The following is a 25,569-nucleotide window of genomic DNA, read 5'->3' on the forward strand; positions in this document are numbered from 1 at the left end:
CGCTTATACCAGCTTGAGCTGCTCGGCCGTCAGCAGGAAGACCATGTCGTCGCCGGCGCTCGTCGTCAGCCAGGTCAGGCCCAGCTCGCCGAAGGCCGCTTCCGCGTATGCGCGTTCGTTGCCGATTTCAATCATCAGGATGCCGTCATCCGTCAGGCGCTCGGCCGCGCCGGCGATGATCTTGCGCACCAGGTCCATGCCGTCGCTGCCGCCGTCGAGGGCGATTTGCGGTTCGGCCAGGTATTCCTGGGGCAGGGCGCCCATCGACGCGGAATTCACGTACGGCGGGTTGCTGATGATCAAATCATATTTCTTGGTCGGCACGTTCGTGTACAGGTCCGATTCGATCAGGGTGACGCGGTCTTGCAGCTTGTACGTGTCGACGTTGCGTTTGGCCACGGCCAGCGCATCGGCGGAAATGTCCACGGCGTCGACCTGGGCGTTCGGGAAGGCGTCGGCCATCATGATAGCCAGGCAGCCCGAACCGGTGCACAGTTCCAGGATGTTTTCCACGGCTTCCGGTTCCGCCACCCACGGCGAGAAGTATTCAGGGATCAGCTCGGCGATGAAGGAGCGGGGCACGATCACGCGCTCGTCGACGTAGAAGTTATACGTGCCCAGCCAGCCTTCCTTGGTGATGTAGGCGGCCGGCACGCGGTCGATGCTGCGGCGGTCGATGACGCTCATCACGCTGGCCACTTCCGACGGCAGCAGCTTGGCGTCGAGGAACGGTTCGAGCTTGTCGAGTGGCAACTTCAACGTGTGCAGGATCAGATAGGCCGCTTCGTCGAACGCTTCGGCGCTGCCGTGGCCGAAAAACAGCTTGGCGGTATTAAAACGGGTAACGGCGTAGCGCAGCAGGTCGCGTGGCGTGGAAAACGGGTTCGGGGTCATGGCATTCTCGAAAAGACGGTGTTCTGGCCCGCCGTGACGGGCCTCGGTATTCTGGTTCAGACGGGCAGCAAATGCTCCAGGGTGCGCCGGTAAATATTCTTCAGGGGATCGATGTGGCGCAGTTCGATGTGCTCGTCGATCTTGTGAATACTGGCATTGGGCGGCCCGAATTCTATCACTTGAGGGCAGATTTGCGCGATAAACCGGCCATCCGAGGTGCCGCCCGTGGTCGACAGCTCCGTCGTGAGGCCCGTTTCTTCCAGGATGGCGGCCGACAGCGCATCGCTCAAGGTGCCGCGCGGCGTGAGGAAGGGCAGGCCGCTCAGGGTCCACTGCAAATCGTATTGCAAGTCATGCCGGTCGAGGATGGCGTGCACCCGTTCCTGCAATCCCTCGGCCGTGCTGGCCGTGGAAAAGCGGAAATTGAAGTCGATCACCATGTCGCCCGGAATCACGTTATTCGCGCCCGTGCCCGCGTTGATATTCGACATTTGCCACGAGGTGGGCAAGTAATACTCGTTGCCCGCATCCCATTTTTCCTCGACCAGGTCGGCCAGCGCCTGCGCCGCTTCGTGGATGGGATTCATTGCCAGGTGCGGGTAGGCGATATGGCCCTGCACGCCCTTGATCGTCAAACGGCCCGACAGCGAACCGCGGCGGCCATTTTTGATCATGTCGCCCAGCTGCGCGCTCGACGTCGGCTCGCCCACCAGGCAATAGTCGATCTGTTCGCCCCGCGCCTTCAGTTGCTCGCACACGATGACGGTGCCGTCCGTGGCCGGGCCTTCCTCGTCGCTGGTGATCAAAAAGGCGATCGAACCCGTGTGCTCCGGCGTGGCGGCGATAAATTCCTCGCAGGCAATTACCATGGCGGCGATCGAGGTCTTCATGTCGGCCGCGCCACGGCCGTACAGCTTGCCGTCGCGGTGCGTGGGAATGAAGGGCAGCGAACGCCATTGCTCGACGGGGCCGGTCGGCACCACGTCCGTATGGCCGGCAAAGACGAACACGGGCGACGTCGTGCCGCGGCGCGCCCACAGATTGGTGACGTCGTTCGACTGTATCGTTTCGCAGACAAAGCCCAGCGGTGTGAGGATATCGATCAGGTGCTGCTGGCAGCCCTTGTCGTCGGGCGTGACCGAAGACAGGGCGATCAGTTTTTCGGTCAGGGCGAGGGTTTTGGAGGTGGTCATGGGTAAGGTCGTGCCGGCAACATCGTTCCGGTGGTCAACTAAGTATGGTTACAGCGAGAAAAGGGTCTGGTACTGCGCATCCGAAAACGCCACGCTGAACTGGCCATCCTTGTCCAGCACGGGGCGCTTGATGATGGACGGGTTTTCCAGCATCAGCTCCAGGGCGCTGGCCGCGTCGGTGATCGATGCTTTGCGCTCGTCGGACAGGGCGCGCCACGTCGTGCCTTTCTTGTTGACCAGCACGTCCCATGGCAATTGCGCCAGCCACGCCTCGACGGTGGCGCGTTCCAGGCCCTGCTTCTTGAAGTCGTGGAAGGTGAAATCGAGTTGCTGCGCGGCCAGCCAGGTGCGGGCCTTTTTGACGGTATCGCAGTTGGGGATACCGTAGAGTGTAATGGTCGTCATGGGTAGGGCTAAGGGGGTATGAATGCGGTTCGCTTGATCGCGGCGCTTGCGCTGGCGCGATATGCGATGTTAGCCGACATTATACAGTCGATGCGCAGTCGATGCGGCAGTGCAACAAGGTTGCATGTTCATGGCAGGTTCAGGGCCAGGCGCTGCGGATGCCCAGCAGCGTGGCGGCCTGGCCGAAGTCCGGATGGGCCGAGAGCGGCGTGGCGGACGCCAGCGAACTACCCAGTTAGCACGTGTCGTATCAGTTCGCCCGTGGCATGGCCGGAGATCCGGTACAGCGTGGCGGGATCGCAATGCGCCGTCTGCAGCGCTGCGGGCAGTTGCGGCAGACGGGGCAGGCGCAAGATTGCCACGGTCGTGCTGTTATTCGTCTGCGTAGGCGCGGGCGGCCGCCAGCACGGCATCGAGCTTGCCTTTGGCCAGGGCCTCCAGCGGCGACTTGCCGCCCAGAGACAGGCGCGGGACAGTAAAAAAATCCCATTTGGCGGCGCCGGGCAAGTCGCCGAGGATTTTGCTGATTTTTTCCAGGATGTGGCGGTCGTGGCGGGGATCGGCGAAAAATGCTGGATAGACATATTCTCCGGAGGCGCCGCGCAAGGCAAACAGGCGTCTGGCTTTCAGTGCCGCACTGAGCGCTTGCGGCGTGACTTCCAGCCGGGTGCGCAGTTCCGGGCCGGATAGCAAGCTGTGCGACGCCAAGTCTTTTTCACGCTGCTGCCGTTCCTGCTCTTCCAGGCCGCGCATGAATTGCCGGGTGCTGACGTGGCCGGCATGTGCGTCGATGCCGGAAACCCGGTTCAACTCCCGCTCGGCCACGATATCGAGGTCGCGCCGCATTTGCGCGAGCAGCGCGGGCCGGTCGTCGCGCGGTACGGCGTCCAGCAGCGATGCATACGCTTCCTGGAACGTATCTTGTGCAATATTAAAGCGCAAGCCGGTGGCGCTGGATGCGAGTGTGTCCGCCAGCTTGCTGGCCAGCGAGGGCGTGGCAGGCGCATGCCTGGTGTCGGCGGCGGCCTCATCGATCGTGCCGGTGTCGCCCTTGCCGGCAGGGGCGCGAGTATCCGAGGTGTTCGATGTATTCGACATGGCCCTATCCTTGAAACGCATGTTTCAGCATAGGACAGGAAGTCAAACAAAGCAAACAAAGCAAGGAAATTAAATATCTACACTTTGATGTATCACAAACCTTGAGTGTGGCTGGCTTACACGGGCCGTGGCGCCGCCTTGCCCGATTCGGCCGGGCCGAAATGCAGGCCCAGCCGCAGGGCCAGGGCGCGCAGGGCGCCGCTTTCCTGCAGGTGCAGGGCCAGCGCAATGTGGCCGTCGGGGCGCACCAGGTAGGCCGCGTCGCGGCCCAGGCCGGCCAGCTTGGCGGCGACATTGAAGGTGTAGCAATGCACGGGCAGTTTCAGCACGCGCGCCTCGTCCAGCAGTTCGGGCGCCGCTTCGCCATAGATGTGCAATTGCCAATCCATGCTGCGCAGGGCCGTGAAATTGTCTTGCGTGCCGTCCGAGAACCACGGCAGGCGGTCGCCGCCGCGCAAGTATTCCGCGTGGCCCGCGGACAGGGCGCTGTCTTCATAGCTGATCTGGATTTGCGACACGGTCCGGAACAGCAAGCGGCGCGCCCGCCCGAAGCCGGACAGGAAGGGCAGCGCGTGCGGCACCAGCCAGCGGCGCAGGAATTGCCCGGCGATGCCTTGCGCGACGATGGCCTGGAAGGCGCGGTCGGTGGTGGCGACGAGCTTGCGGGCAAACACGATGCGTTCGCTTTCATAGGTGTCGAGCAGGGCGTCGTTGCTTTGTCCCCGCAGCTTTTGCGCCAGTTTCCAAGCCAGGTTGACGGCGTCGCCCAGGCCCGTGTTCATGCCCTGGCCGCCCACGGGGCTGTGCAGATGGGCCGCGTCGCCGAGGATGAAGCAGCGCCGCTCGCGAAACTGCGCCGCCACCCGGTGATGCACTTTATAGGTGGAAAACCAGTTCACGTGCTCGACCTGGATATTCAGCAAGCTTTCCACCTGTTCCCGCACGTCGTCGAAGACGGGCGCGCCATCGGGGCGGTCGGGCAGGATGCCGATCAGGCGCTGCATGCCGCTGGTGCGCACGGGCAACATCAGCGCAAACGCATTCGCGCCCAGGTGGGCGTGCAAATCCGTATTCTTGCCGGCCACTTGCGCATCGGCCACGTAGTACAGGTGGTCGTAGGTGCCGCCGGAGAACGCGAAGCCGGCGATCTCGCGCACCTTGCTGCGGGCGCCGTCGCAGCCGCAAATATAGTTAAACGTACAATATTGGCGTTCGCCATTGTTGAGCAGGATGGCTTGCACTTCGCTATCGTCCTGCGTCCACAGGTCCAGCGCGACGTTCCATTCCACATGCACGCCGGCCGCTGCCAGCTTGCTGATAAGAAAGCGTTCATGCTCGTCCTGGGGCAGGCTCAGCACGAAAGGATAGGGGCTCAGGCCTTCGCCGATCTCGCCCAGCGCCAGTTTCACCAGCTCCTCGCCGCCTTCGTGAATGTGCATGGCATTGATCTTGATGCCCAGGCTGACCAGCTCGTCGGCAAAGCCCAGCTGCTGGTAAAACTCCAGGGTGCGTGCATGCACGGCCATGGCCCGCGACGCCTGGCCCGGTCCGCTGTTTTTATCGATGATGCGGCAATCGACGCCATGGCGCGCCAGACGCAAGGCAAGCATGAGGCCGGTAGGACCGGCGCCGACGATCAATACGGGAGGAGTATTCATGCCATCCAGTATAGGACAGGATGGGTGATGGCTGCGCGACGATTGAAGTTGCTAGTCGGAAATGAAAATGTCCCGCCGGGGCGGGACATTCAGGGTGTTACGTGCGCCTTACGGCGCAGTAATTAAATACCGCGCAGCAGTTCGTTGATGCCGGTCTTGGCGCGGGTCTTCGCATCCACGCGCTTGACGATCACGGCGCAGTACAGCGAGTACTTGCCGTCTTCCGAAGGCAGGTTGCCCGAGACCACGACGGAGCCGGCTGGCACGCGGCCGTAGGTGACTTCGCCCGTGGCGCGGTCGTAGATCTTGGTCGACTGGCCGATGTACACGCCCATCGAGATGACGGAATTTTCTTCGACGATCACGCCTTCGACGATTTCCGAACGGGCGCCGATGAAGCAGTTGTCTTCGATGATGGTCGGGTTCGCTTGCATGGGCTCCAGCACGCCGCCGATGCCGACGCCGCCGGACAGGTGGACGTTCTTGCCGATTTGCGCGCAGGAGCCGACGGTGGCCCAGGTGTCGACCATGGCGCCTTCATCGACGTAGGCGCCGATGTTGACGTAGGACGGCATCAGCACGACGTTCTTGGCGATGAAGCTGCCGCGGCGGGCGACGGCTGGCGGCACCACGCGGAAACCGCCCTTGACGAAGTCTTCCTTGGTGTAGTTGGCGAACTTGGTCGGGACCTTGTCGTAGAACTGCATCGTGCCGTCCGATGGCAGCACGACGTTGTCTTCCAGGCGGAACGACAGCAGCACGGCTTTCTTGACCCACTGGTTGACGACCCAGTCGCCCGAGGTTTTTTCCGCCACGCGGATGCTGCCGTTGTCCAGGCCATTGATGACGTGGGAGACGGCGTCGCGCAGTTCGGCCGTGCCGTTGCCCGGATTGATCTCGGCGCGGTTTTCCCAGGCCTGGTCGATGATGTTTTGCAGTTGTTGGCTCATGATGATGTCTTATTAGTGAGTTAATGCGGATGCGGAAAGCTGCTGGCAGAATTTTACTATGCGTAAGGCCGCTTCCAGCCCTTCGGCCGTTTCGGCCACGAGGGCCATGCGGATGCGGTTGCGGCCCGGATTGATGCCGTGCGCGTCGCGCGCCAGGTAGCTGCCAGGCAATACCGTCACATTATATTCGGCGTACAGGCGTTGCGCGAATTCGGTGTCGGACAGGCCCGTGCGGCTGACGTCGGCCCACAGGTAGAAGCCGGCGTCCGGTAATTGCACGTCCATCACCGATTGCAGCAGCGGCGTGATGGCGTCGAACTTGGCGCGGTACTTGGCGCGATTTTCCTCGACATGGGTTTCGTCGTTCCAGGCCGCGACGGAGGCCGCCTGCACGGCAGGGCTCATGGCGCCGCCGTGGTAGGTTCGGTAGAGCAGGAATTTTTTCAATACTTCGGCATCGCCGGCAACAAAGCCCGAGCGCATGCCCGGCACGTTCGAACGTTTCGACAGGCTGGAAAACACCACCAGGCGCGCATACGGGCGCTCGATGGTGGACAGGCCCAGCATGTGCGCCGCCTGCAGCGCGCCCAGCGGCGGCGTGTCGCCGTGGTAGATCTCGGAATAGCACTCGTCGGCGGCGATGACGAAATCGTAGCGTTCGGACAGGGCGAACAGATGTTCCCAGTCCGTCAGGCTCAAGACGGCGCCCGTCGGGTTGCCTGGCGAGCACAAAAACAGCAGTTTGACCTTTTCCCACACGCTGGACGGTACGCTGTCGTAGTCGCAGCCGAAATTGCGCGCCGGGTCGGAATTGACGAAATACGGTTCGGCGCCGGCCAGGTAGGCGGCGCCTTCATAGATCTGGTAAAACGGATTCGGGCTGATCACGAGCGAACCGGCGGCCGGATCGATCACCGTTTGTGCCAGCGCAAACAACGCTTCGCGCGAACCGTTCACGGGCAGGATTTGCGTGGCAGGATTGAGCTTGGGGATGCCGTAGCGGCGCTCGAGCCAGCCGGCGATGGCTGTACGCAAGGCTTCCGAACCGATGGTGGTCGGATAGCTGGCCAGGCCATGGATATTGTCGACCAATGCCTGCTCGATGAAAGCCGGCGTCGGGTGCTTGGGTTCGCCCATGCCCAGGCTGATGGGCGCATACTCGGGATTGACCGTCACGCCGGCAAACAGCTGGCGCAGCTTTTCAAAGGGATATGGTTGCAGTTTAGCAAGAAGTGGATTCACGGAACGGACCAGGGCAAGAGTGGAAAGACGATGTTGCTCAGCGATTGCTAGGCGATTGCTTGGCGCGGCAGACTTGATGCCGGTCAAATAATGAGCCGCGTCTTTCATTATAGCCGTCCTCGCGGGGCCGCTGTGCAAGCGGCATCGGCGTGAGGGCTGCCCGGCTTGCCACGGCATGCCGCAGCGGGGAGTGCCATGCCATGGCGCGGCAAGGTAAAATACGCTATGTCTACCTCACTTCCCACCCTGCTTGCCATTGAAACCTCGTCCGAACTCGCCTCCTGCGCCTTGTTGCGCGGCGATGTCGTCCTGTCCCGCGCGTCGTCGGGCGTGCGCACCCATTCCCAGTCCATCTTGCCGATGGTGCAGGAATTGCTCGCTGAAGCGGGCGTGACCCTGGCCGACGTCGACGCCATCGCCTACGGCTCCGGCCCCGGTTCGTTTACGGGCGTGCGCACGGCTTGCGGCATCGCGCAAGGTCTGGCCTATGGCGCCAAGCTGCCCGTCGTGCCCGTCGTCACCCTCGACGCCATGGCGCTCGCGTGCCACCAGCAGCATGGCGCGCAACGCATCGTGACCGTGCTCGACGCCCGCATGGGCGAAGTGTACTGGGCGCAATATGATTACCAGGATGGCTTGCAGATTGTTGCGCCACCGGCCCTGAGCGCACCGGCCGGCGTGGCGCCGCAAGGCGATGTCGCCGCTTGCGGCAACGGTTTCAGTGCATACGCCGAAGCGCTGGCCCCGCTGCCATGCGCCGCGACCGCCGACGCCGCCATCATGCCGCACGCCGTGCAAGTGGCGCAGCTGGCGCGCATCGCCTTTGCGGCCGGCCAGTTCGTGACGGCGGCCGAGGCGCAGCCTTTGTATTTGCGCAACAAGATCGCCTTTACCAGCGCGGAACGGCAAGAGATGCAACAGGCCAAGGCCGCTGCGGAGTCCGCGCAATGAGTGTGGCGGACCAGGACCGCGCTGCCGGCTGGGACTTGTTGCGCCTCGACTATCAGCCGATGGCCGAAGCGGACTTGACCGAGGTGCTGGCGCTGGAGCAGCGCGTGTATCCGCATCCCTGGACGCACGGCAACTTTGTCGATTCGCTCAAAAGCGGATATCCGGCCTGGGTGCTGCGCGACGTGGATGGCACCTTGCTCGGCTACTTCCTGTTGATGCTGGTCGTCGACGAGGCGCACTTGCTCAACGTGGCCGTCGAAGGCGCGATCCAGGGTCAGGGACTGGGCCGCTTCCTGCTCAACCAGTCCTGCGCCTGCGCGCGCCAGCTGGGCATGGAATCGATGCTGCTGGAAGTGCGCCCGTCGAACGTGCGCGCGCTCGATATTTACCAGCGCTATGGATTTGAACAGATCGGCCGGCGCAAGGGATACTATCCGGCCAGTAACTCGCAACGTGAGGACGCCATCGTGATGCGTTATACCTTATGAGCCGCAGCGCCGTTTTCCTCGATGAAATGGGCGTCGGCCCCCTGTGGCGCCTGCGCCAGGGTGGCGCAGCCGAGGCCGCTGAAGCGGCTGACGTTGCCGAGATCGTGGAAGCAGCAGCGGCACCGGTGGCCGCCGTGGTTGAAGCTGTTGCGCCGCCCGTACCCGCAGCTGAGGTTGTTGCTGAGGTGAAAGCCGTTGACGTTGCTGCGCCTGTCGCTCCCGCTCCCGCCGCTCCCGCCGCATCTGACGATACGGCCTGGTTCGACGATGCGCCGCCACCGCCGCCCGCCAGACAGCTGAGCGATACGGATATCGCCGCCCTCGACTGGGATGGCTTGACGGCGGCCGTCGCCAAGTGCGCGCGCTGCGACCTGTGCAAGACGCGCAAGGGCGTCGTCATGGGCCGCGGCGACCGCCAGGGCGATTGGCTGATGCTGGCCAGCAGCCCGTCGCGCCTGGAAGAGCGGGAAGGGCGTGCCTTGCCGGGCGAGCAGGGCAAATTGCTCGACAATATGCTGAAAGCCATCGCCGTCGATGCGGATCGCGATGTGTACATCACGCACTTGCTGAAATGCCGTCCGCTCGACGAGGCGGGCCAGGAACGCTTGCCGACAGAAGCCGAGTCGGCCGTCTGCCGCCCGTATTTCGAGCGCGAACTGGCCCTGCTGCAGCCGCGCACCATTTTGACGCTCGGCTCGATGGCCGCCGCCGGCATCAATCCCGGCGAAAAACCCGTGCGCGGCACCGTGCGCCAACTGGGCAAGGCTGCCGTCGTGGCCACCTTCCACCCGGAAATGTTGCTGCAGGACGAGACGGGCAAGGCCAAGGCGCGCGCCTGGGCCGATCTGTGCCTGGCGAAAAGCACGCACGGTGATTCGCGCGGTGAGTGATGCCGCCGCTGGCGCATTCCAGGCTCGCTTCGAGCGCCGCTGGGGGCATCTGACGCACCCCCGCGTGCGTGCGCTGGCCTGGCTGCTCGACTCGCCCGACTTGCTGGACCCGGCCAGCTCCCACTGGGGCGGGCGCATCGCCAGCCTCGCGCCCGTCACGCCTTCTGTTGCCGCTTGGCTGGGCGCGCTGCAAGACGATCCGTCGCCGCTCGATGCGGCGCTGGGGCCGAAATTCTATTCCCGCCTGGGCCTGTACGCTGAAAAGCTGCTGGCCTTTTATTTTGAACAGCACGGACTGCTGCAAGCGCATGGCTTGCAAGTGCAGGTCAACCGCAACGACACGGTGGGCGAGTTCGATTTCCTGCTGCGCGATGGGGCGCAGGGTGACGCGTTGCTGCACTGGGAATTCGCCACCAAGTTCTACCTGCTGGAAGGCGCGCCCGATCCCGGCGTCTTCAATCACTTGATCGGCCCCAACCTGGCCGATACCCTGGGATTGAAGATGCGCAAGATCCTCGACAAGCAACTGGCCTTGTCCCGCCATCCGGCCGCGCAAACCCTGCTGGCGCAGCCCGTGCGGGCGGCGCAGGCGCTGGTCAAGGGCTGGCTGTTTTATGCACCGGACGCCACGCCCGCCCTGGACGGTATTTCCGAAGACCATGGACACGGCTTCTGGTGCGCGCCCACACAATTGCCGGAGCAGCGCTATGTCGTGCTGCCGCGATTGCAATGGCTGGCGCCGTTCAAGGGCCGCGACGTGGAAGTGCTGCACGTGGAGGCCTTGCGCGCGCGCTTGTTTGATCTGGCGCAACCGGTGATGGTGGCCACGGTGGATAATGTCGAAGGCTGGGAAGTGGAGCGCACGCGTGGTTTTGTCGTGCCGCCTGACTGGACGGAGCAGGCTGCCGCGCGGCGGCTGGCCGGCATGCTGCCAGCGTAACGCTGAGGGCTGATCCGCTGGGTCAGCCCCCGAAATTAATGCTTTTGCTCGCCGATCAGCGATAAATTGTCGTGCTCGGCCTGGTTCAGCTTGTGCTTGCGCATGATCATGTACATGGTGCCGGCGACGAACAGGCCGAACAGGGTGATGATGATGTTCAGCGGCAGGTGCAAGCGGATCATGATCGAATACACGGCCAGCATGGTCAGAATCGACAGGTTTTCATTGAAGTTCTGCACGGCGATGGAGTGGCCTGCGCTCATCAGCACGTGGCCGCGATGTTGCAGCAGAGCATTCATGGGCACGACGAAAAAGCCGGACAGGGCGCCGATCAGTATCAGCAGCGGGTAGGCGATCCATACGGAATGTACTTGCGTCATCATCATGACGATCACGCCCATGGCGATGCCCAGTGGAATGACGGTCAGCGATTTGCGCAGTGGAATGAAGCGGGCCGACAGCACGGCGCCGGCGGCCACGCCGATGGCGACCACGCCCACCAGGCTGGTCGCCTTGTCGAAGGGCATGTTCAAGGATTGCTTGGCCCATTCCAGCACGATCAGCTGCAAGGTGGCGCCGGCGCCCCAGAACAGGGTCGTCACGGCCAGGGTGATCTGGCCCAGCTTGTCTTTCCACAGGATGGAATAGCAATTGGCAAAATCGGTAATCAGTTTGATAGGATTGCGTTCCTGGTGCGGATATACGCAGCCCGTGTCGGGAATCTTCAGGTTGGCCAGGGTCGCCAGCACATAAATGCCGACCACCACGCACAGGGCCGCTTCCGTCTTGTTGGTGATGCCCGTGTCGATCAGGGGGAAGTCGAAGGACAGCAGCATGTCGGACACGTGGCCGCTGACGAGCGCGCCGCCCATGACGGTGCCGAGGATGATGGAAGTGACGGTCAAGCCTTCGATCCAGCCATTCGCCGCCACGAGCTTTTCCGGCGGCAGCAGTTCCGTCAGGATGCCGTATTTGGCGGGCGAGTACACGGCCGCGCCAAAACCGACGACGGCGTAGGCCAGCAGCGGGTGTACGTGGAAGAAGACGAGGGCGCAGCCGAAGATCTTGACCATGTTGGCGATGAACATGACCTTGCCTTTTGGCAATGCATCTGCGAAGGCGCCGACAAAAGCGGCCAACAGCACGTAAAACAGCACGAACGACAGTTTGAGCAGCGGCGTGATCCACGCCGGGGATTTCATGGACACCAATAAATCGACGGCGACAAAAAAGAGGGCGTTATCTGCCAGCGAGGAAAAGAACTGCGCCGCCATGATGGTATAAAAACCACGATTCATTCTGGATTGCCTGAAATCATATCTGGCTTGCTTTATACCACGAAAAAACGGCAAACCCCAAGTTTGGAAGGGGCCGCTTTGCATACTCTTGCCTAAGCGAACCTTAATTTTTCTGCCGTAGAAAAATACACATACATGTGAGCATTTTATAAATGATGTCCTCTGCATACGACCTTGGGCGTCTGCCGTGTCCGCGTACTGTGCATCCGGTAAAATACGGCTTTCCCACCCGCCGTGAACGATGCATATGCCCAGGCCCCTTCTCGCCACCATCCATCTCGATGCCATGCAACACAATCTGGCGCGCGCCCGTGCCGGCGCCCGCGGCGCCAAGGTGTGGGCCGTCGTCAAGGCAAATGCCTATGGCCACGGCCTGGAACGGGCCATGCGGGGCTTTGCCGGGGCCGATGGCCTGGCGCTGGTCGAGGTCGACTACGCCGTGCGTCTGCGCGAACTGGGCTGGACCAAGCCCATCTTGCTGCTGGAAGGTTTTTTTGACGCCAGCGATTTGCCCGTCATGGCGCAATATGGCTTGAACGGCAGCGTGCATTGCGAGGAACAGATCGCCCTGCTGGCAGCGGCGCGCCTGCCGCGCGCCATCGATGTGCACCTGAAAATGAATACGGGCATGAACCGCCTGGGCTTTACGCCGGACGCCGTGGCGGGGGCGTATGCGCGCCTGCGCGCCATGCCGCATATCGGCACGATCACCCTGATGACGCATTTCGCCAACGCGGACGAGGCGGCGCCCACGCGCTTGCCCCTGGAGCAGCAGATGCTGCGTTTCGAAGCGGGCGCGGCCAGCATCGGTGTACCCTTGCCGCGCAGCCTGTGTAATTCGGCCGGCGTGCTGCTGCACCACCTGGACAGCGACTGGGTGCGCCCCGGCATCATGCTGTACGGCGGCACGCCCAGCGGCGCTCCCGGCGGCACGTCGGCGCAGGCGTTCGGCTTGCTGCCCACCATGACCTTGCGCAGCAGCATTATCGGCATCCAGGATATCGCCGCCGGTGAAGTGGTGGGTTACGGCAGCCGCTACGAAGCGGCCGGCAATATCAAGGTGGGCGTGGTGGCGTGCGGCTATGCGGACGGCTACCCGCGCCATGCGCCCGAAGGCACGCCCGTGCTCGTCGACGGCGTGCGCACGGGACTCATCGGCAGGGTGTCGATGGACATGCTGATGGTCGACCTGACGCACGTGCCCGGTGCAAAAGTCGGCAGTGCTGTCACCTTGTGGGGCCAGGGCATGCCGATCGACGAGGTGGCCCTGGCCGCCGGCACCATCGGCTACGAGCTGATGTGCGCACTGGCGCCCCGCGTGCCCGTGGTCGAAGCGACACAGTGACGGCGGCCCGCCGTTTGTATATACTGTATATATAGACAGCAGTTTCACCTTACCCGGGCAAAGTACACCATGGCAAAAGTCAAGACCATCTACACCTGCAGCGATTGCGGCGCCATCAGCAACAAATGGATGGGGCAGTGCACCTCGTGCAACCAGTGGAACACCATGGTGGAAACCCTGCCCGAGACGGGCGGCAACAACCGCTATTCGAACCCGCAGCACATGTCGCTGGCGCAGACGGCGCCCGTGCTGTCGCTCGACGATATCGACGCCATCGACGTGCCCCGCTTCGGCACGGGCATCGAGGAATTCGACCGCGTGCTGGGCGGCGGCATGGTGGCGGGCGGCGTCGTGCTGATCGGCGGCGACCCCGGCATCGGCAAGTCGACCCTGCTGCTGCAGGCGCTGGCCAATATGTCGCACCACAAGCGCGTGCTGTACGTCAGCGGCGAGGAATCGGGCGCGCAGATCGCCCTGCGCGCCAAGCGCCTCGTCATCGACGCCAAGGAACTCAAACTGCAGGCCGAGATCCAACTGGAAAAGATTCTTGCCACCCTGGCCGATTTAAAACCGGAAGTGGTGGTGATCGACTCCATCCAGACCGTGTATTCGGACGCGCTCAGCTCGGCGCCCGGTTCCGTGGCGCAAGTGCGCGAATGCGCGGCCCAGCTCACGCGCGCGGCCAAGCAGACGGGCGTGACCATCATTCTGGTCGGCCACGTGACGAAAGAGGGCGCGCTGGCCGGTCCCCGCGTGCTCGAACACATCGTCGACACGGTGCTGTACTTCGAGGGCGACGCCCATTCCAGCTTCCGCCTCGTGCGCGCCATCAAGAACCGTTTCGGCGCCGTCAATGAATTGGGCGTGTTCGCCATGACGGAAAAGGGCTTGAAAGGAGTGTCGAACCCGTCCGCGCTGTTTTTGTCGCAGCACGACAACCAGGTGCCGGGCTCGTGCGTGATGGTGACGCAGGAAGGTACGCGCCCGCTGCTGGTGGAAATCCAGGCCCTGGTCGATACGAGCCATTTGCCGAATGCGCGCCGCTTGTCCGTCGGCCTGGAGCAGAACCGCCTGGCCATGCTGCTGGCCGTGGCGCACCGCCACGCGGGCATCGCCGCCTTCGACCAGGATGTGTTCATCAACGCCGTCGGCGGCGTGAAGATCACGGAACCGGCGGCCGACCTGGCCGTGTTGCTGGCAATTAACTCATCGATGCGCAACAAGCCGCTGCCGCGAGGGCTGGTGGTGTTTGGCGAAGTGGGCCTGGCCGGCGAGATCCGTCCCGCGCCACGGGGCCAGGAGCGCTTGCGCGAAGCGGCCAAGCTGGGCTTTACCCTGGCCGTGGTGCCCAAGTCGAACTTGCCCAAGCAAGTCATCGAGGGCCTCAAGGTCATCGGCGTCGAGCGCATCGATGAAGCGTTCAACAAGCTGCGCGACCACGAGTAAAAGTTGGTATGGTTTAAATGCCAAGCTTGAGACAAGTCAAACAAAATTTCCGTTTAGAACTATAATATTTGTCCGATGGATGCGCCTCGCGCATCCGCATCGACAATGCATAGATAGAGAAGCGGAATACAGTGTCAGTTGAGCAAAGGCAGGGCGCACGCAAGATATTGCGTGCCAAGGCAATGTTGGTAATGGATGGCGCGGGCCCCGTGGCGGCGCGCACCCTCGACGTGGGGCCGGGCGGCATGTCGGCCGTCATCGCGGAACCGGTGCCGACAGGCAAGAAGGGCAAGGTGCTGTTCGAATTGTTTTACGATGGCGCGGCGCACATCATCGAGGCGCGCGTGGCCGTCTCGCACTGCATTTTCAGCAGTGCCGGTTTCAAGGTGGGACTCACTTTCCAGCAGCTGGACATGGCCGTCAGCAGCGCCATTTCGAAATTCATGCGCTGAGGCACGCCCGAAGATAAACGGCAAGTGATTGCGCTAAAATGGTGCATATGGGTTTGCAGTCAGGAAAAACCTGTTCTGTTCGCTGTTTTGATATTCCGGTAATACTGCATAATTATCAACCAGAAGAGGGACCTTGCCGCGCCATGCGCGCCTGCCGTCCGTTTCCAGCGCAGCACGGTCAGGACCTGAACCGTGTGCCATGACCTTACACCCGACGGGAACGCCTACCATGTTTAATTCGACCATCAACAGCAGGGCCTACACCAACAACACGCAACAGACGACGCAGGGCAATATCTCGGCCGATGTGTATGCGAAGGTGGAGCGCCAGATGCAGTCGCAAAACACGGGCGTCGTCAAGCTCAACGCCAGCCTGGCGCGCGACCAGGCCAAGTTCTCCGGCCTGGGCCAGCTGCAATCGGCGCTGGCGAAATTCCAGACCGTGGCCAAGAACATGGCCGGCAGCGGCCTGGCCACGTCGGCCACGTCCAGCAGCAAGGATGTGCTGAGCGCCACCACTACCGACAAGGCGGTCAGCGGCACCCATGAAATGAACGTCAAGCAACTGGCGCAGGGACAGACCTTGCTCAGCGGCGCGCAGAAATCATCGAGCGCGGCCATCGGCACGGGTGCGCCCGCGCTGGTCAAGATCGAAGTGGGCTCGGCCGACGGCAAGCAATTTACACCCGGCAGCGGCAAGATCATTGCGGTGACCATCGACAGCAGCAACAATAGCCTCGACGGCATCGCCGCCGCGCTCAAGCAGCAGGGCATCGACGCCAGCGTGGTCAAGGGCCCCGATGGCTACTCGCTGGCCCTGAACGGCAAGAGCGGCGCCGACAGCAGCATGCGTATCAGCGTGTCCGGCGACGCGGCCGTCAGCAATCTGCTCAGCTATGCGCCCGGCGCCGGCAAGGGCATGCAGCAGACGGCCGCCGCGCAGGATGCGCTGCTGACCGTCGACGGCAAGGAAATCAAGAGCGCCACGAATACCCTGACGACGGCTGTCGAGGGCGCCACCATCGAATTGAAGAAAAAAGGCACGACCGACCTCGTCATCGCCAAGGACAGCAGCCAGATCGCCAGCAACGTGGCCAGTTTCGTCACGGCCTACAATGAACTCAACAGCAAGCTGCAGAGCCTGCAGCAGGGCGACTTGAAGTCCGACACGGCCCTGGGGCAAGTGCGCTCGCAGATGGAGCAAGTGCTGCGCACGGCCAGCACGGGCGTGCCTTCCTCGGTCTTGGGCAGCGCCGGCGTGACCCTGGGCAAGAGCGGCGAGCTGGTGCTCGACGATAAAAAGCTCAAGGCCGCCATCGCGGCCGATCCGGACGCCGTCAGCAAGATGTTCACGAATAACGGCAAGGGTGTGGCGGACCAGTTCGCCAGCAAGATCGGCGAGCTGACGGGTGAAACGAGCATCATCCGCAAGGAAGTGCAGACGGTCGGCAAAGACATCACGACGCTCACCAACAAGAAAGCCGTGCTGGCCAAGGCGCTGACGGCCCAGGCGCAGGCGTTGGTGAAAGCGTATTCCGCGCAGGAGCAGATGGGAACGAATTCGGCCTTGCCGGGTTATACCGGCAAGAATTCGCTCTTTGACTTCATGGCTTGAGAGCGCACCGCTAAAGCGCCCATGGCGGCGTTGCATCGCCTTGCCGTACCAGCGTACTGCCTGCGGCGCTGCGCCTTGCCCTGAGCGCTGTATCGGCGCGCTTTCCAGTTGGCTAGATTCTGTCGCCCTGGGCAAAGAAGGCTGACGGCGAACTGCCGAAAGTCTTCTTGAACATGGCGGAAAAGGCCGACTGGCTGGCGTAGCCCAGTTCTTCGGCCACTTGCGACAGCGGCACGCCGCGCGCGATCAGGGGCGCCGCGTGCGCCAGGCGCACTTGCTGGCGCCACTGGCCAAAACTCATGCCCAATTCCCGTTCGAACAGCCGCGCCAGGGTACGCTCCGAGGCGCCGACCTGCTGCGCCCAGTGTTCCAGGGTCTGGTTCAAGCCCGGTTTCTCGATCAGGCTGTCGCACAGGCTTTTCAGGCGCTTGTCGCCAGGTAAGGGCACGCGGATGGGGCGCGTGGCCGAGCGTTTCAATTCATCGAGGATCAGTTCGGCCAGCAGCGCCTCGCGCGCCGGTTCCTGCCCCGGATCCAGCTGTTCCAGCGCCATGATCAGCTGGCGCAGCAAATTCGATACTTCCAGCACCTTGCAGTCGTGGCCCGCAAAGGGCGCGCGCGCGGCATGGATGCACAGGGGGCGCAAGCGGGTTTTTTCCAGTATCGTGACGGCATGCTCCACGTTGGGCGCGATCCAGATGGCGCGCATGGGCGGCAGCACCCAGCTGCTGTTGTTGGCGGTGATGCGCAGCACGCCTTCGAGCGCCATCGTGACCTGGCCCCATGGGTGGCTGTGCGGCAATAAAAATTCATCGGGTTGCAGGTCGCGCGCGATCATGGTCACGGGAATGGTGGCGCTGGGCGCTTCCCGTGGCGGACACATGCGGGTATGGTGGAGGATAGGTACACCCATCAGCTTGGCCTTAATTCGATAAATTATGTCGTTCTGTCGGAAAACAGACGATGGTATTTTGCATACACTTGAGCTTCACCAGTATAAGACAGGGTATGACATGATAACAACTAACTCGGCATCCGGACTTCCCACCTTGCGCGGCGATGCCCGCGTCATCGCCCTGGTGGGGCTGGCGCATGGCGTGTCGCACTTTTATCACCTGATTCTCGCGGCCCTGTTCGTCTGGCTGAAACCCGCCTTCGACCTGTCGTATGCGGAACTGGGCTTGCTGATGACGGTATTCTTCATCATCTCGGGCGTGGGGCAGGCGCTGGCCGGCTTTGTCGTCGACCGTTTCGGCGCCCGTGCCGTGCTGTTTTCCGGCATTTTCTTGCTGGGCGTATCGGCGCTGGCCCTGTCCACCGCCCACAGCTATGCGGCGCTGATGCTGGGCGCCATGCTGGCCGGCATGGGCAACAGCGTGTTCCATCCGGCCGACTACACGATCCTCAACCAGCGCGTGTCGGCGGCCCGCGTGGCCTACGGCTTTTCTGTGCATGGCATCAGCGGCAATATCGGCTGGGCCCTGGCGCCCCTGTTCATGACGTATGTCGCCACCAACTACGACTGGCGGGTGGCCTTGCAATGCGCGGCCGTGCTGCCGTTCGGCGTGCTGCTGATCCTGTTCCTGAACCGCCACGCCATCCGCCCCGAACCCGTGAAACAGGCCGCGCCGGGCCAGGCCGCCGCCGGCGAAGGCACGCTGGACTTCCTGCGCCTGCCGGCAGTGTGGATGTGCTTTGCCTTCTTCTTCATTACCGCCATCGCCCTGGGCGGCATCCAGAGCTTTGCCAGCGTGGCCCTCGTCAAGCTGTACGGCATGAGCCTGGCGCTGGCCACGAGCGCCTACACGGCCTATATGCTGGCCTCGGCCGTGGGCATGCTGGCCGGCGGCGTGGTGGGCGCGCGCAGCAAGCAGCCGGACCGCAACGTGGCGATCGCCTTTGCCGCCGCCGCGTTGCTGGCCGTGCTGCTGGGCATGGCCGTCGTGCCGGCCTGGGGCGCGGTGGTGCTGATGGGCGCCATCGGCCTGATGTCGGGTGTGGCAGGGCCGTCGCGCGACCTGATGATACGCGCGGCGGCGCCGAAGAATGCCACCGGGCGCGTGTATGGCGTCGTGTATTCGGGTCTCGACAGCGGCCTGGCCGTGGGCCCTCTGTTCTTTGGCGCGCTGATGGATGGCGACCATCCGGCCATGCTGTTCGTCTTCATCGGCCTGTTCCAGGCGCTGGCGATCGCCACGGCCGTGGGCGTGGGCGGCAAAACACGTGCCGCGGCGCTGCAAAAGGCATAGAATCGTTGCCATCTGCCACGAAAGGAATCCCCATGACCTTTGCCACCACCGACCTGTGCGACGACTATGCAGCCATGCTGGACGACGGCACCCTGGCCGTGCTGCCGCCCGTGTACCGGGCCTTCGGCCAGCGCGTGCGCTTCAGCGGCCCCGCCACCACCTTGCACGTGTTCGAAGACAACGCCCTCGTGCGCAGCACCCTGGAAACGCCGGGCCAGGGCCATGTGCTGGTGATCGACGGCGGCGGCAGCCTGCGCCGCGCGCTGGTGGGCGGCCAGCTGGGCGTGTTGGCCGAAAGCAACGGCTGGGCCGGCATCGTCGTCGATGGCTGCATCCGCGACAGCGAGGAAATCAATGTCTGCCAGATCGGCGTGCGCGCCCTGGCCACGCATCCGCGCAAGAGCAACAAGACGGGCGCCGGCCAGCGCGACGTGCGCGTGCAGATCAGCGGCGTGGCCGTGCATCCGGGCGACTGGATCTACGCCGATGCGGATGGCATCCTGGTGGCGCGGCAAGAGCTTGATTGAGGTGTCGCCCTCCGGAGGAAGGGGGACGGGCGCCTGAAGACGTTGCAAATTGCTCACATTAAATATATTTTTGCAAAGTTCTTGGATTTTCATCCTGGCTGAGATATGATTTCACTTAAGGTAACTTTAATGCCAATAAGGCAAGGAAATCAACTCATGAAAATCGCCACCATCGCAGCCGTTGTCGCCCTGTTTGCTGCCGGCACTGCCAGCGCCAGCCCCGTCAACCTGATCACGAATGGCAATTTTGAAACAGTTGCTTCCGGCTATACCTTCGACAGCGGCTTTAAAGTCGTCAACAGCGGTTCGTCGGCCATCACGGGCTGGACCGTGGGCGCCAGTTCCGTCGACCTGATCCGCAATGCGTATAACGCCATCAACGGCTACAGCGTCGATTTGCTGGGTACGCCAGGTCCGGGTTTCCTGTCGCAAAATTTCAGCGTCGTTGCCGGCCAGACCTACAGCCTGACTTTTGACATGGCGCGCAATTCCGGCGGCCCCGCAGGCCAGGGCGTGAGCGTCAATTTCGGTGGCGTGGTGGGGGATTTCTACTCGACGGCCGCCGCCTCGAATACCTTGTACAGCAATACCCTGAGTTTCACGGCCGCTTCCACGGGCCTGGCGACCCTGTCGTTTGCCAGCGCCGCCAAGGCCGGTACGCCGTTCGACAATTACTCGGGCGCCGTGATCGACAATGTTTCCGTGATGGCCGCCGTGCCGGAACCGGAAACCTACGCCATGCTGCTGGCCGGCCTGGGCCTGATGGGTTTCCTGCGCCGCCGCAAGGCCGCCAAGTAATTCCAGCCTTGCGCCACGTCAAAACCGCCTGCGGCCATGCCCAGGCGGTTTTTGTTTTTCAGGGAGCTGGTGCTGCATCGGCATCTCCCCGCAACGGACAGGCGGCCGCCTGCGGCTCCATCCGTCGCGCCAGTTCGCCGCGCAACTGCGTCAAGCCGGCGATGCGCGCATCGATGTCGGCCAGCTTGCGCGCCAGCGCCGCGCGCAGCAGGTCCGCCATGGCCGGATCGCCTGCGCCGGCCAGCAGCGGCATGTCGGCCTCGATTTCCGCCAGCGTAAAACCCAGCTGCTGCGCCGTGCGCAGGTAGCGCAGCCAGTCCGCCGCTTCGGGCGGGTAGTCGCGGTAGCCATTCGCGCCGCGCCGCGCGCGCAGCAAGCCCCGCTTTTCATAGAAGCGCAGGGTATCGCGGCTCAAGCCCGTCGCCTGCGCCATCTCGCCGATCTGCATGGAAATATTCCTTCATAAAATGCTTGACCATGGAGTGTACTCCAGCCTTGAGAATGGATGCTTTCCATACACAGGAGTTGCCATGTTGTCCGTTTCCGCCTTCCGCCGCGTGGTGCGCGCCAGCGCCATTTACGATGTGCTCATGATTGCCCCGTTTACCACGCCGTGGACGTTTTTGCTGCTGCGCGAGCACTTGAACGCCATCAACCTGGCCCTGGGCGGCGCGCCACTGCCAGTGTTCGAACCCTTGCATTTGCTCATCAGCAGCTTGCTGGGCAGCGTGGTGATGGTCTGGTCGGTGCTGCGCATGCTCGATCCGCAGCCGCGCTTCGGCCGCTATGACGCGGTGGCCCGCTACCTGTTTTCCACCTGGATGGCGTGGGCCTTACTCATGACGGGCCAGCCCCTGCTGTGGCTATTCCTCGTGCCGGAGCTGGCCTGGGGCCTCGCGCAAAGCTTGCCGGTGCGCCGCAGCGAGGGTGGGCCGGAAGGGCGCGCGCGCGAATCGCTGTTGAGATGACGATAACGAAATGCAATAATGGCCGTGCTCGCAGTGCAACAATGACTGCAATGAACGACTATTAAGGGAATGACTATGCAGCAGGATGCCGCAGGAAAAAACATGGCGTTGCTCGATCCGGTGGTGGCGCCGCGCATCGCGGTGACGCGCCTGGTGACGGGCCTGCTGCAAGGATTGCTGCTGTACTGGCTGTACAGCACGGCGCAAGACAAGGTGTGGCCCGCCACGGAAGCCTACCTGCTGGGTCCGTTGATGCTGATCAGCTTGCTGCTGCCCATCCTGCTGGTGTCCAGCCTGGGCCACATGTCGCTCAAGCGCATCGCCCTGTGGATGGCGGGCGCGGCCATCGTGCTGGCCGTGCTGGCCTGGCACGACGTGGCGCGTGGCGCCGAGCACGTGATTTGGGGCAACTACAAGCCGGGCGCGCCGCTGCGCGTGATTTCAGCCCAGCTGTTCGGTTTTTGCGTCGTGGGGTTTTATATCGCCCACGCGCTGGTGCTGGCCAGCGCCCAGGATGGCCGGCGCATCGCCCGCTACCCGACCTACTTTGAAATCGCCTGGAAGCTGGGCATTCAGTTGCTGTTTTCCCTGCTGTTCGTGCTGGGTCTGTGGCTGGTGCTGTGGCTGGGCGGGCAACTGTTCCTGCTGATCAAGCTCAGTTTCCTGAAAAAGCTGCTGGGCCAGGCCTGGTTCGTGATTCCCGTCATCTGCTTCGCGTTTTCATTTGCCATTCACATCACCGACGTGCGCCCATCCATCGTGCGCGGCATCCGCACCTTGCTGCTGGTGCTGCTGTCGTGGCTGATGCCGATCGCCGCCGTGCTCGTCTCCGGTTTCCTGCTGACCTTGCCTTTCATCGGCTTCGAGCGCCTGTGGGCCACGCGCCATGCGGCGTCCGTGCTGCTGGGCATGGCCGGCGTGCTGGTGGTGCTGATCAATGCCGCCTTCCAGAACGGCGAAGTGGGCCATGGCGTGGCGCGCGGCATCCGCCTGGGCACGCGCCTGGCCTGCCTGCTGCTGCCGTGGGTGGTGGGCATCGCCATCTATGCATTGACCTTGCGCGTGATGTCGCACGGCTGGACGTCCGACCGCCTGATCGCTGCCGCCTGCCTGCTGGTCGCCACCTGCTACGCGGCCGGCTATGCCTGGGCGGCCAGCAAGTATGGCGACTGGCTGCACCTGATCGCCAACGTCAACGTGGCCACCGCCTTTGTGACCCTGCTGGTGCTGTTTGCCCTGTTTTCGCCGCTGGCCGACCCGGCGCGCATTTCCGTGGCCAGCCAGATGGCGCGCCTGGACAGCGGCAAGGTGGGCGTGGACAAGTTCGATTTCGAATACCTGCGCTTCCAGGGCGCCCGCTATGGCCAGGCGGCCCTGCAGGAATTGACGAAACGCACGACGGGCCCGGATGCGGCCATCGTGCGGGCGCGCGCCGACGCCATGCTCAAGCGCCAGAATCGCCTCGACGAGACGGGCGCGCTGAGCGACGTGTCGATCAACCTGACCCTGCGTCCGGCGACGGCGAAGCTGCCGGACAGTTTCCTGCGCCAGGACTGGACGCAAGTGGGCCCCGCCTGGCGCCTGCCCGCCTGCTTGAAGCGGGCAGGGCCGCAGTGCGACGCCTACCTGCTCGATTTCGATGGCGACGGTAAGCAGGACGTGTTGCTGATCAGCAATGATCCGCGCGCCTCGTCGGTGTTGCTGGCGGAAAAAGAAGACGGCAGCTGGACGGCGCGCGGGCAAATCCCCACCGATGCCCTGCGCTGCAAGCCCCTGCGCGAGAAGCTGCAAGCGGGCCAGTTCCAGCTGGTGACGCCGAAGGTACGCGAGCTGGAAGTGGATGGCCAGCGCGTGCCGATGACCTTGTATACGCCGGAGGACGAGGTCAGCTGCCCGGATGAAACGGCGCCGGCGCCGTAGATGGCAGGAGGAGGGCGCGCAGCGGGGCTTGCAGCGGGGCGCGCAGCACGGGACCGAACCGCCAGCTTGCCCTGAAGGCAGCAATGTCGTGCACTGCATCATTCCGACGGTCCCGTATCGGCGGAAGTTGCGAATGACGATAGCCGGCCGGAGGCTGCCACTGAAGCGTTGAATCTGACAGCGCTGGCCGAAGCCCCCTTCTGGCGAGAGCAGATCGGACGGAAGCGGAGGTTGTTTATTTTCCTCATCGAGGTGATTTGATTTTTCTGCAATATGTTGCGCAATATATTGTATGATTGGATTTCACCGAGGGGAGGGAACATCAGAATGCGTTATCACTTATGTCTGCTTCAAGCGCTGTCGGCGCTGTCCATCCTGTGCGCACCGGGCGCTTTTGCCGGGGAGCCTGGCCTTTCGCGCAATGAAAAGAGCGAGATCATCGCCTCCCTCAATAGCACCTTGAATGCAAACTACGCGTTTCCGGACATCGCCAGAAAAATTGCGCCGGTGCTTCAGGAGCATCTGACCAAGGGCGATTATGACTCGGCGACGACGCAGGCAGAGTTTGCGGGCAAGCTGACGGACGACCTCGTCAAAGTCAGCGGCGACCTGCATTTCTTCGTGGGCGCCGACCCAGCATGGATAGCGGAATTCAAGGCAAAGGCCGACCCGACGCTCAAGGCCAAGATACGCAAAGAAGAATTGAGCAGGCTGGAGGAGACCAATTTCGGTTTCGACGAGGTCGCTCGCCTGAAGGGAAATATCGGCTATCTACGCTTCAGCTATTTTGCCGATCCGGAACTTGCCCATGATACGGCGGCGTCCGTTATGCGCTTCGTCGGCAATACGGACGCCCTCATCATCGATTTGCGCTATAACAATGGCGGGCATCTGGAAATGGCGCAGTTTCTGGCGAGCTATTTCTTCTCCAGCGAGAAAGACCAGCTGCTCTTCGACTATTACTATAATGAGGATGGCAAACGTATCCAGCGCGGGCAATGGGTGCTGCCGGGCCTGCCGGGCAAGCGCATGGTGGACAAGCCCGTGTATATCCTGACCGGCTCCACGTCGTTTTCCTCCGCAGAATGGTTTTCCTATGCGATGAAGAAGCTCGGGCGAGCGACCCTGATCGGGGAGCGCACCGCCGGTGGTGCGCATCCGGTGGCACGCAAGCCGCTCAACGACGATTTTTTCGTGCAAGTGCCGATCGGCCAGATCCAGGATCCCGTGGAGCATGGCGATTTCGAAGGAACCGGCGTGCAACCCGATATCCCAAGCCCGTCCATCCGCGCGCTGCCTCTGGCGCACAAGCTGGCGCTTGAACATCTGGCGAAGACCGATGAGGCCAGGCGAACCGAACTTGCCTGGCTGCTCCCCAGCTTGACGGCAGCGATCGAGCGCCCGCATGTCGATGCCGGGCTGTTGACGCAAGCCGCCGGAAAATATGACGGCCGCCAGCTTGTCCTGGACAAGGGTGCACTCTACATTATCTGGCGCGACCGGTTTCGCGTCGCGCTGGAGCCGATCGGTCCCGACCTGTTCGCGGTGGAAGGCGTGTCGGATTTTCGATACCGCTTGAATGTTTCGCGCGGGAAAGTGACGGCGCTGGAACGCGTGAACCAGGACGGCAGCATCCAGAGGTACAAGCGCCTTGACTGAGAAGACACCTCACCCGGCCGCGATCGATGACGCCGTGTTTCTCGGCCGCGCCGTCGAACGGCTGAGCGTCCTGATCGCTGAGCAATCCAAGAGCGTCTTCGACACGATGGGGATCGTCATCCCGGTGCGTTCGTGTTCGCTGATGACTGTTCTGGCGACGCTCGGCACGGCCTCCGCCTCGGACCTGGCGCGCGAACTCGGACATTCGCACCAGCTGGTCATGCAAAAGATACCCAAGCTGCTCCGCCTGGGCCTGATACAGCATCGGAACGATGACAATGATGCCCGGCGACGGATATTCATGCCCACTGATGAGGGTTTGTCGCAGCTGGCGAAATTCGGGCAGTGCACGGTGCTGATACGGGCGGCCTATGCCGGCTTGTTTGCCGAGGTGGGGGACGTCAGGCAATTCGTGGATCGGGCCGCCGATGCCCTCCACGCGAAGCCGCTGGACAAACGCATCGATTCCCCGGGCTGACGGAGACGGTTCCGCTTCAGGCCACGAGCAGAGCTTTCCGCATGCTTGTCCGGGCGGGGGGCCGCTGTAGCAGTCGTTCGACTGATACAGCATGTGCTTGTATGC

General features: G+C 63.0%; 25 protein-coding genes. 15 read left to right on the forward strand and 10 right to left on the reverse strand.

All coding sequences use genetic code 11. The features are described 5' to 3' along the window. Window positions 1–3: 3 nt before the first annotated feature. From prmB to dapC, 7 genes are all read right to left on the reverse strand, one after another. The gene (gene prmB, locus OX459_RS06635) at window positions 4–894 is read right to left on the reverse strand and encodes a 50S ribosomal protein L3 N(5)-glutamine methyltransferase (protein ID WP_251351629.1); all 891 of its coding nucleotides are present in this window, start codon (window positions 892–894) and stop codon (window positions 4–6) included. A 56-nt stretch (window positions 895–950) separates the two neighbouring features. Beyond that, window positions 951–2,087 (reverse strand): succinyl-diaminopimelate desuccinylase, encoded by a 1,137-nt coding sequence (gene dapE / locus OX459_RS06640; RefSeq protein WP_289904271.1) that lies wholly within the window; start codon window positions 2,085–2,087, stop codon window positions 951–953. 48 nt (window positions 2,088–2,135) lie between these two features. Continuing rightward, on the reverse strand, window positions 2,136–2,492 hold the full coding sequence (locus OX459_RS06645; RefSeq protein WP_099667207.1) for an ArsC family reductase: 357 nt from the start codon (window positions 2,490–2,492) through the stop codon (window positions 2,136–2,138). Window positions 2,493–2,864: 372 nt separating this feature from the next. Then, window positions 2,865–3,590, reverse strand: a complete 726-nt coding sequence (locus OX459_RS06650; RefSeq protein WP_289904274.1) for a hypothetical protein — start codon at window positions 3,588–3,590, stop codon at window positions 2,865–2,867. A gap of 116 nt (window positions 3,591–3,706) precedes the next feature. Continuing rightward, complete coding sequence (locus OX459_RS06655; RefSeq protein WP_289904276.1) at window positions 3,707–5,248, reverse strand: FAD-dependent oxidoreductase; 1,542 nt, start codon at window positions 5,246–5,248, stop codon at window positions 3,707–3,709. A 122-nt stretch (window positions 5,249–5,370) separates the two neighbouring features. Continuing rightward, window positions 5,371–6,198, reverse strand: coding sequence for a 2,3,4,5-tetrahydropyridine-2,6-dicarboxylate N-succinyltransferase (dapD, locus tag OX459_RS06660; protein ID WP_034779378.1), 828 nt, complete (start codon window positions 6,196–6,198; stop codon window positions 5,371–5,373). A gap of 12 nt (window positions 6,199–6,210) precedes the next feature. Continuing rightward, on the reverse strand, window positions 6,211–7,440 hold the full coding sequence (gene dapC / locus OX459_RS06665) for a succinyldiaminopimelate transaminase (RefSeq protein WP_251351625.1): 1,230 nt from the start codon (window positions 7,438–7,440) through the stop codon (window positions 6,211–6,213). A gap of 225 nt (window positions 7,441–7,665) precedes the next feature. Here dapC and tsaB point away from each other — a divergent pair, with 225 nt between their 5' ends. The 4 genes from tsaB to OX459_RS06685 are packed head-to-tail and all read left to right on the forward strand — an operon-like array spanning window position 7,666 to window position 10,709. Further along, a complete protein-coding gene (gene tsaB, locus OX459_RS06670) occupies window positions 7,666–8,391 on the forward strand; it encodes a tRNA (adenosine(37)-N6)-threonylcarbamoyltransferase complex dimerization subunit type 1 TsaB (RefSeq protein WP_289904277.1) in 726 nt (241 codons plus the stop codon). Beyond that, the gene (rimI, locus tag OX459_RS06675) at window positions 8,388–8,879 is read left to right on the forward strand and encodes a ribosomal protein S18-alanine N-acetyltransferase (protein WP_099667211.1); all 492 of its coding nucleotides are present in this window, start codon (window positions 8,388–8,390) and stop codon (window positions 8,877–8,879) included. The genes tsaB and rimI overlap by 4 nt, the downstream gene beginning before the upstream one ends. After that, window positions 8,876–9,769, forward strand: a complete 894-nt coding sequence (locus OX459_RS06680; RefSeq protein WP_289904278.1) for a uracil-DNA glycosylase — start codon at window positions 8,876–8,878, stop codon at window positions 9,767–9,769. The genes rimI and OX459_RS06680 overlap by 4 nt, the downstream gene beginning before the upstream one ends. After that, window positions 9,753–10,709 carry a DUF1853 family protein gene (locus OX459_RS06685; protein WP_289904826.1) on the forward strand — a complete coding sequence of 319 codons (957 nt, stop codon included), beginning with the start codon at window positions 9,753–9,755 and terminating at the stop codon, window positions 10,707–10,709. Before OX459_RS06680 ends, OX459_RS06685 begins: the two co-directional genes overlap by 17 nt. A gap of 35 nt (window positions 10,710–10,744) precedes the next feature. Here the strand turns inward: OX459_RS06685 and lplT are convergent, their stop codons facing one another. Continuing rightward, the gene (gene lplT, locus OX459_RS06690) at window positions 10,745–12,007 is read right to left on the reverse strand and encodes a lysophospholipid transporter LplT (RefSeq protein ID WP_034779369.1); all 1,263 of its coding nucleotides are present in this window, start codon (window positions 12,005–12,007) and stop codon (window positions 10,745–10,747) included. Window positions 12,008–12,254: 247 nt separating this feature from the next. On the opposite strand from lplT, the gene alr reads away from it, so the two are divergent. The 4 genes from alr to fliD all read left to right on the forward strand — a co-directional run bounded on the left by alr (window position 12,255) and on the right by fliD (window position 16,865). Then, window positions 12,255–13,352, forward strand: a complete 1,098-nt coding sequence (alr, locus tag OX459_RS06695) for an alanine racemase (protein WP_289904279.1) — start codon at window positions 12,255–12,257, stop codon at window positions 13,350–13,352. 69 nt (window positions 13,353–13,421) lie between these two features. Beyond that, the gene (gene radA, locus OX459_RS06700) at window positions 13,422–14,798 is read left to right on the forward strand and encodes a DNA repair protein RadA (RefSeq protein WP_099667214.1); all 1,377 of its coding nucleotides are present in this window, start codon (window positions 13,422–13,424) and stop codon (window positions 14,796–14,798) included. Window positions 14,799–14,929: 131 nt separating this feature from the next. Continuing rightward, window positions 14,930–15,250 (forward strand): PilZ domain-containing protein, encoded by a 321-nt coding sequence (locus tag OX459_RS06705; RefSeq protein WP_289897244.1) that lies wholly within the window; start codon window positions 14,930–14,932, stop codon window positions 15,248–15,250. A 229-nt stretch (window positions 15,251–15,479) separates the two neighbouring features. Beyond that, the gene (gene fliD, locus OX459_RS06710; protein WP_289904280.1) at window positions 15,480–16,865 is read left to right on the forward strand and encodes a flagellar filament capping protein FliD; all 1,386 of its coding nucleotides are present in this window, start codon (window positions 15,480–15,482) and stop codon (window positions 16,863–16,865) included. A 112-nt stretch (window positions 16,866–16,977) separates the two neighbouring features. Here the strand turns inward: fliD and OX459_RS06715 are convergent, their stop codons facing one another. After that, window positions 16,978–17,778 carry a helix-turn-helix transcriptional regulator gene (locus OX459_RS06715; protein WP_180278731.1) on the reverse strand — a complete coding sequence of 267 codons (801 nt, stop codon included), beginning with the start codon at window positions 17,776–17,778 and terminating at the stop codon, window positions 16,978–16,980. Window positions 17,779–17,878: 100 nt separating this feature from the next. Between OX459_RS06715 and OX459_RS06720 the strand changes: the two genes are divergently transcribed. The 3 genes from OX459_RS06720 to OX459_RS06730 all read left to right on the forward strand — a co-directional run bounded on the left by OX459_RS06720 (window position 17,879) and on the right by OX459_RS06730 (window position 20,439). After that, the gene (locus OX459_RS06720; protein ID WP_289904281.1) at window positions 17,879–19,114 is read left to right on the forward strand and encodes an MFS transporter; all 1,236 of its coding nucleotides are present in this window, start codon (window positions 17,879–17,881) and stop codon (window positions 19,112–19,114) included. Between the two features lie 32 nt (window positions 19,115–19,146). Then, window positions 19,147–19,641: a ribonuclease E activity regulator RraA gene (gene rraA, locus OX459_RS06725; RefSeq protein ID WP_035820358.1), complete on the forward strand. Its 495-nt coding sequence runs from the start codon at window positions 19,147–19,149 to the stop codon at window positions 19,639–19,641. 156 nt (window positions 19,642–19,797) lie between these two features. After that, a complete protein-coding gene (locus OX459_RS06730) occupies window positions 19,798–20,439 on the forward strand; it encodes a choice-of-anchor C family protein (RefSeq protein WP_251351617.1) in 642 nt (213 codons plus the stop codon). Window positions 20,440–20,497: 58 nt separating this feature from the next. Here the strand turns inward: OX459_RS06730 and OX459_RS06735 are convergent, their stop codons facing one another. Further along, a complete protein-coding gene (locus tag OX459_RS06735; protein WP_099667219.1) occupies window positions 20,498–20,887 on the reverse strand; it encodes a MerR family transcriptional regulator in 390 nt (129 codons plus the stop codon). Window positions 20,888–20,969: 82 nt separating this feature from the next. Between OX459_RS06735 and OX459_RS06740 the strand changes: the two genes are divergently transcribed. The 4 genes from OX459_RS06740 (at window position 20,970) to OX459_RS06755 (ending at window position 25,464) form a co-directional block, all read left to right on the forward strand. Next, on the forward strand, window positions 20,970–21,407 hold the full coding sequence (locus tag OX459_RS06740; protein ID WP_289904282.1) for a hypothetical protein: 438 nt from the start codon (window positions 20,970–20,972) through the stop codon (window positions 21,405–21,407). 102 nt (window positions 21,408–21,509) lie between these two features. Then, the gene (locus tag OX459_RS06745) at window positions 21,510–23,327 is read left to right on the forward strand and encodes a DUF4153 domain-containing protein (RefSeq protein ID WP_289904284.1); all 1,818 of its coding nucleotides are present in this window, start codon (window positions 21,510–21,512) and stop codon (window positions 23,325–23,327) included. 327 nt (window positions 23,328–23,654) lie between these two features. Next, a complete protein-coding gene (locus OX459_RS06750) occupies window positions 23,655–24,986 on the forward strand; it encodes a S41 family peptidase (protein WP_289904285.1) in 1,332 nt (443 codons plus the stop codon). Further along, window positions 24,979–25,464 (forward strand): MarR family winged helix-turn-helix transcriptional regulator, encoded by a 486-nt coding sequence (locus OX459_RS06755; RefSeq protein WP_251351612.1) that lies wholly within the window; start codon window positions 24,979–24,981, stop codon window positions 25,462–25,464. The genes OX459_RS06750 and OX459_RS06755 overlap by 8 nt, the downstream gene beginning before the upstream one ends. The last annotated feature ends 105 nt before the right edge of the window (window positions 25,465–25,569 follow it).

Source organism: Janthinobacterium sp. SUN026, assembly GCF_030397625.1.
GTDB lineage: Bacteria > Pseudomonadota > Gammaproteobacteria > Burkholderiales > Burkholderiaceae_D > Janthinobacterium > Janthinobacterium kumbetense.